This window comes from Pedobacter sp. 01N416 (genome assembly GCF_056399685.1).
In genome coordinates this window covers 1-5,473 of the sequence record NZ_JBFTRT010000435.1, presented here as the reverse complement: position 1 = coordinate 5,473, position 5,473 = coordinate 1, and the positions used below count along the sequence as shown (strand labels likewise).

Annotated in this window: 6 protein-coding genes and 1 pseudogene; 2 read left to right on the top strand and 5 right to left on the bottom strand. The window is 37.5% G+C overall.

Annotated features, from left to right (window positions below; genetic code table 11):
• Positions 1–496, top strand: a pseudogene (locus AC1DND_RS20770) (DNA ligase-associated DEXH box helicase); the annotation flags it as partial.
• Positions 497–568: 72 nt separating this feature from the next.
• Positions 569–1,087 carry a metallophosphoesterase gene (locus AC1DND_RS20765; protein WP_477584541.1) on the top strand — a complete coding sequence of 173 codons (519 nt, stop codon included), beginning with the start codon at positions 569–571 and terminating at the stop codon, positions 1,085–1,087.
• Here AC1DND_RS20765 and AC1DND_RS20760 read toward each other — a convergent pair.
• The 5 genes from AC1DND_RS20760 to AC1DND_RS20740 all read right to left on the bottom strand — a co-directional run.
• Complete coding sequence (locus AC1DND_RS20760; RefSeq protein WP_477584540.1) at positions 1,004–1,192, bottom strand: thioredoxin family protein; 189 nt, start codon at positions 1,190–1,192, stop codon at positions 1,004–1,006. The two genes, AC1DND_RS20765 and AC1DND_RS20760, sit on opposite strands and share 84 nt — an antisense overlap.
• Before the next feature lie 184 nt (positions 1,193–1,376).
• A complete protein-coding gene (locus tag AC1DND_RS20755; protein ID WP_477584539.1) occupies positions 1,377–1,991 on the bottom strand; it encodes a hypothetical protein in 615 nt (204 codons plus the stop codon).
• A gap of 72 nt (positions 1,992–2,063) precedes the next feature.
• Positions 2,064–3,413, bottom strand: a complete 1,350-nt coding sequence (locus tag AC1DND_RS20750) for a dihydrolipoamide acetyltransferase family protein (protein WP_477584538.1) — start codon at positions 3,411–3,413, stop codon at positions 2,064–2,066.
• 56 nt (positions 3,414–3,469) lie between these two features.
• Positions 3,470–4,714: a competence/damage-inducible protein A gene (locus AC1DND_RS20745; protein ID WP_477584537.1), complete on the bottom strand. Its 1,245-nt coding sequence runs from the start codon at positions 4,712–4,714 to the stop codon at positions 3,470–3,472.
• Between the two features lie 3 nt (positions 4,715–4,717).
• A partial coding sequence (locus tag AC1DND_RS20740) for a putative LPS assembly protein LptD (protein WP_477584536.1) occupies positions 4,718–5,473 on the bottom strand: 756 nt, incomplete at its 5' end.

Below are 5,473 nucleotides of genomic sequence, written 5' to 3'. Positions count from 1 at the left end.
CGATTATGGTTTTGAACTTTTGAGTGAAACAGAAATTCCCATGGACGAATCGATTGCCTACGAGGTTTTTTCGCCTGTAAATTTGACCGAAGATATTACGTTGAGTATCAATTCAACTGAAATGGCAAGACGGAAATTTAGGGATATTGCCTGCATTTCCGGACTCGTTTTTCAGGGATACCCTGGTAAATATGTAGCCAATAAGCACCTCCAGTCATCTGCTGGTTTATTTTTTAATGTTTTTAGCGATTATGACAAACATAATTTACTTTTGCGACAGGCATACGATGAAGTTTTTTACCAACAACTGGAAGAGCCAAGATTGGCGGCAGCGTTGGATCGAATTCAGCATGGAGCAATTGTAATCACCAATCCTAAAAGTTTTACACCGCTGTCCTTCCCGATCAAGGTAGATAGTCTGCGTGAAAATATGAGCTCAGAAGAATTGGAGCAACGGATTATACGGATGAAAGCGGAATCAGAGAAAATTAAATAAATGCATCTTCTGGGATCTGTCGGAATTTAAAAGATCCTTCGACAGGCTCAGGATGACGATAAAGCGAAATAAATGAACATTACAAGCCAGGGTGAAGAATTGATTTTAGATAAAGAAAGGGCTTTGTTTTTACCTAAACATCAGCTTTTAGCCATAAGCGATCTGCATTTGGGTAAATCTGCTCACTTCCGTCAAGCCGGTTTGCAAGTACCTTCTACCATTGCCCAAACAGATCTTCAACGCTTAAGTTTGTTGATTAAACAATACAATCCTAAAACATTGCTAATTAATGGAGATATGTTCCACCATGGTTTAAATACCGATATTGATGAATTTTCTACATGGAGAAAACAATACCAGGAGCTTAATTTTCTATTGGTAAAGGGGAACCATGATAGGCTTTCGGACGCCAATTATGCTGCAATGAATATCGAAATACATGAACCTAGTTTTTGCCTGGGGCCATTTTGCTTTATTCATGATGCTCCAAATGGTATGGAAGAAGAATTAATTAAAAGAAGTACCAGCTGGTTGATTTTTATCGATATCTACTTTAATGATAGAAACAGCATCGCCAACCTGAGATTTTAACTGCTCTAAAATTGGCTTCATCATTTTACAAGGACCGCACCACTCGGCAAAAAAATCAACAAGAACAGGTTTATCACCGTTAATTAAATCTGAAAACTTAGCCATGATATTTGTGTTTATTTAGAAACAAAGATAAACTGGATTGGTTTTTAACGAAAAATCGTCATTTCAAACGAAGTGCAACATAGTTGAGAACCACGAAGTGCTCAGCGAAGCTAAATCTATAATAGATCTCTCCGCTCCGCTATGCTTCAGTCGAGATGACGAATTTGATTGATTAATTATTCAATTAAGCACTTATCGGCAGTTCTGCAGCTAAGGCAGCAACCCAACTTTCAAATAAAGCTTTTTCGATTTTGATTACCTCAGCTGCATGATTTTCCCAATCATCGGAAAAACTAACCAGTTGATTCATCATTTCTTCTAAGTGGCCCTCTTCTTCTAATATAATCGATTTAACATTTACCTTGCTTTTTGCTTCATCTAAAACCGTTTGATAAATTGGATACAATTCATCGGCACGCACTTCAATTGCATAGGTAACAAATAAATAGGCAGCGAATTTTAAATCGTAACCGGAAAGGCTGAATACAGCTTTTAAATAACGACAAACCGCAATATCTAAAGCATGCAAATAGTATTTTGTATGGTTTGGAGATAACAACTCGGCATTGGAGTAAGTTTTACAAAGTGCTTCGTCAATCTTCGAAATCTGCTTTTTTAAATAATAAGCATGACGATGCTCTTCTGCAGCGTGTTTAAGAATAATCAGGTTTACATTTTCTTTATGCTCTGAAGCTGAAATCTTCTTTGCACCTGCATTTTCCATATAAGATAACGTATTTAACCATTTGGCATGCAGTACATTATCCGAAACTATCGATTTTAAATTTGAAGCTAACATTATTGATTGTTAAACTGGTAAATTGTTTAATTGTTGACATTACATCAACTGAAAAAGTTAATTGTAAACTGACTAAATTTCTCTGTTCAGGTCCCAGCCTTCTAAATAATCTGCTACTCTACGCACAAACATTCCCCCTAAAGAACCGTCTACAACCCTGTGGTCGTATGATAAAGATAAGAACATCATATGTCTAATTGCAATCACATCGCCATGTTCAGTTTCTAAAACAGCTGGTTTCTTTTTAATGGCGCCAACAGCTAAAATAGCTACCTGAGGCTGGTTAATAATTGGTGTACCCATTACATTGCCGAAACTACCTACATTGGTTAATGTAAAGGTTCCGCCTTGTGTTTCATCAGGCTTTAATTTAGAGTTTCTTGCTCTTGCAGCCAAATCATTAACTGCTTTTGTTAAGCCAACTAAATTTAATTGATCGGCATTTCTAATTACAGGAACGATTAGGTTACCACTTGGTAAAGCGGCAGCCATACCAATATTGATATCGCGTTTTTTGATAATTTGCGTGCCGTTAACCGAAACATTGATCATCGGAAAATCTTTTATCGCTTTGGCAACGGCCTCTACAAATATTGGTGTAAAGGTTATTTTTTCATTTTCACGCTTCTCGAAGCTATTTTTTACTTTATTACGCCATAAAACCATATTGGTTACATCAGCTTCAACAAACGAAGTTACGTGCGGTGAAGTTGTTTTACTCATTACCATATGATCGGCAATCAGTTTACGCATTCTATCCATTTCTATAATTTCGTCGCCACCACTAACACTGGTTGTTGATGTTTTATTTACAATTGGGGCCGAACTTGTTTTATTTTCAGCCGTTTGGTTTGTTGGCGGAATAGGCGCTGTTATACTAACTGTTTTAGTTAAGATTGGCGCTGCACCATTTTTATTGGCGATATAATCTAATAGATCATCTTTATTTAACCGTCCATCAGCACCAGAACCTTTAATCGCATCAAGCTCGGCTAACGAAATATTTTCTTGTGCAGCAATACTTTTAACCAGAGGAGAATAAAAGCGGTCAGACGAGCTAAAATCAGTTGCTACAGTAGTGTTTTCTGATGGCAGTTGTGCAATTCCAGGAATAGTTTCAATTTTTTCTTCAGCTATTGGCTTTTCTATAACCGGAGCTTCTGTAGTAGCGGTTTCTCCACCTTCAGTTTCAATAATGGCAATTACATCGCCCACCTGGGCAACTTCATCTGCAGCAAATAACTGTTTTACCAATTTACCGGCAACCGGAGAAGGAACTTCAGAGTCTACCTTATCAGTAGCGATTTCCAGAATGGTATCATCTAAATCAATAGAATCACCTGGTTGTTTTACCCATTTAATCACCGTTGCTTCCGCAACACTTTCACCCATTTTTGGTAACAATAGTTCGTATTGAGCCATATTAAATTACAGTATTTTATATTGGTAATGCTACAAAAATACAGTTTTTATTCTTTCTAAACTGTTTCTTTAAGGAGATTTAATAACATGGCAAGTGCCGATGCTGCAGAACGTTCGATGTTTTGAATACGTTTGTTACTGAAATTAAACAACTTAGCTACAGTTTTGTGTTTTGAAGAAATTGCGATCCATACCGTGCCAACTGGTTTGTCTTCAGTTCCACCATCTGGACCGGCAATGCCACTAACCGCAATAGCGTAATCTGTTTTGAAATGTTTAATTGCACCTTCGGCCATTTCTGCAACGGTTTGTTCGCTCACGGCGCCAAAGGTATTTAAAGTACTTTCTTTTACACCAAGAATAGATTCTTTAAGCTCGTATGCATAGGCTACCGCCCCGCCCCAATAAACCGAAGAAGAACCTGGGTGCTGCGTAATCAGGTGCGCTATGTATCCACCAGTACAGCTTTCTGCTGTAGATAAAGTTAAACCCTTGCTTTTCATAAGATTCAGGATCGCTTTTTCCAAGGGAATATCTTCATCTGTTACTACAAACTTATTTACTTTTGAAATGATCTGTTTGGCGTAAAGCTCAACCTCTTTTTGTAACGCTGTTTCGTTATCGCCTTTGGCCGATAAGCGCAAACGTACTTGTCCTAATTTTGGCAGATAAGCCAATTTGATGTGTGCTGGCAAGCTATCTTCAATTTCCTCGACCTCTTTGGCCAGAAATGATTCGCCTATATTTGCCGTAAGAATAGTTTTATGTACAATAAACGGCAGCTTAAATCTGCTCGTAATTCTGGGCAGAATTTCGTCATCCATCAGGTACATCATTTCGTAAGGCACACCTGGCATCGATACAAAAATGGTGTCATTTTGTTCAAACCACATGCAAGGCGCAGTACCATTTTTGTTTACAATAACCTCACAACCATCAGGAACATCAGCTTGCTGAATATTGATATCTAATAAAGGGCGTTTGTATTTTTCGAAAATCTGACGAACCATTTCCAATGCTCCGGGATCATTGCGAAAGCCCATATTGAAATACTTTGCCAAGGTTTTCTTGGTAATATCATCTTTGGTCGGGCCTAGTCCACCAGTAATTAAAACAATATCTGCACGCTTTTCGGCAAGATCAAGGGCTTCAATAATATGTTGCTCATCATCAGAAACTGAAGTAATCTGCTTAACGGAAACGCCAATTAAATTTAACTGTTTAGCCATCCAGGCAGAATTGGTATCAACGATTTGGCCAATGAGAATCTCATCACCAATGGTAATAATTTCGGCTAGCATAATTTATCGGTATGTGCTGTAAAAACCTTGTCTTTTGCTCAATTTCAAATCCTGTAGTATTGATGCCTTAACTTTTATGGTAAGAGAATAACTTTTGTAAGCACCGTATGGAACCCAGTTTACACTCATATCCCAACAATGTAAATCGCGGTAAATAGCTAAATTCATTGGGGTTAAGCCATTGTTCTTAAAATCGTAACCYGAGTTAAAAGTAACTTTCCACTTTGGTGTTAAGTTAACATCGCCATTAAAGTTTAGTGTATTCGAAATTGTATTGTTGTTCCCGTCATTCGAATATTGAAAACTGTAAGAGAAAGAGAAATTCCAGGGAATGTTAAAATCAACGAAAGCATTTGGATCACGACTTATAGCCGCTAATTGTTCTGACTGTATATCGGTTAATCCTTTTTTATTGGCTGCTTCGCCTAATTTATCATTAGCCTCATTTTTGCGTTTTAATGCCTCTGGATTTAAACTATAATCGAATGAGAAGCCAAAGTTAGTTAAACGTGGCAGGAATTTGTTCTTTTGGAAAAATAAACGATCCTCTCTTATTTTAGTGATTTGACCGTTAACCGTTGTGTCTTTTAAAGCATATGGATCTAACGTTCCATTATAATTTATCCCCAATTTATCGGTAAACTGCGACCGCCCACTAAAACCAATGGTTGATAATTTATAAGAAGGAGCCAGGAAATTATATGAACCGCTAAAACTCAAACCTTGAATAATCGGGATCTTTTTTGAGCCTGTTCCGGT

Coding starts and splice junctions, on each gene's coding strand:
- AC1DND_RS20760 (WP_477584540.1), bottom strand. CDS start 1,192: ATGGCTAAGTTTTCAGATTTAATTAACGGTGATAAACCTGTTCTTGTT.
- AC1DND_RS20765 (WP_477584541.1), top strand. CDS start 569: ATGAACATTACAAGCCAGGGTGAAGAATTGATTTTAGATAAAGAAAGG.
- AC1DND_RS20755 (WP_477584539.1), bottom strand. CDS start 1,991: ATGTTAGCTTCAAATTTAAAATCGATAGTTTCGGATAATGTACTGCAT.
- AC1DND_RS20745 (WP_477584537.1), bottom strand. CDS start 4,714: ATGCTAGCCGAAATTATTACCATTGGTGATGAGATTCTCATTGGCCAA.
- AC1DND_RS20750 (WP_477584538.1), bottom strand. CDS start 3,413: ATGGCTCAATACGAACTATTGTTACCAAAAATGGGTGAAAGTGTTGCG.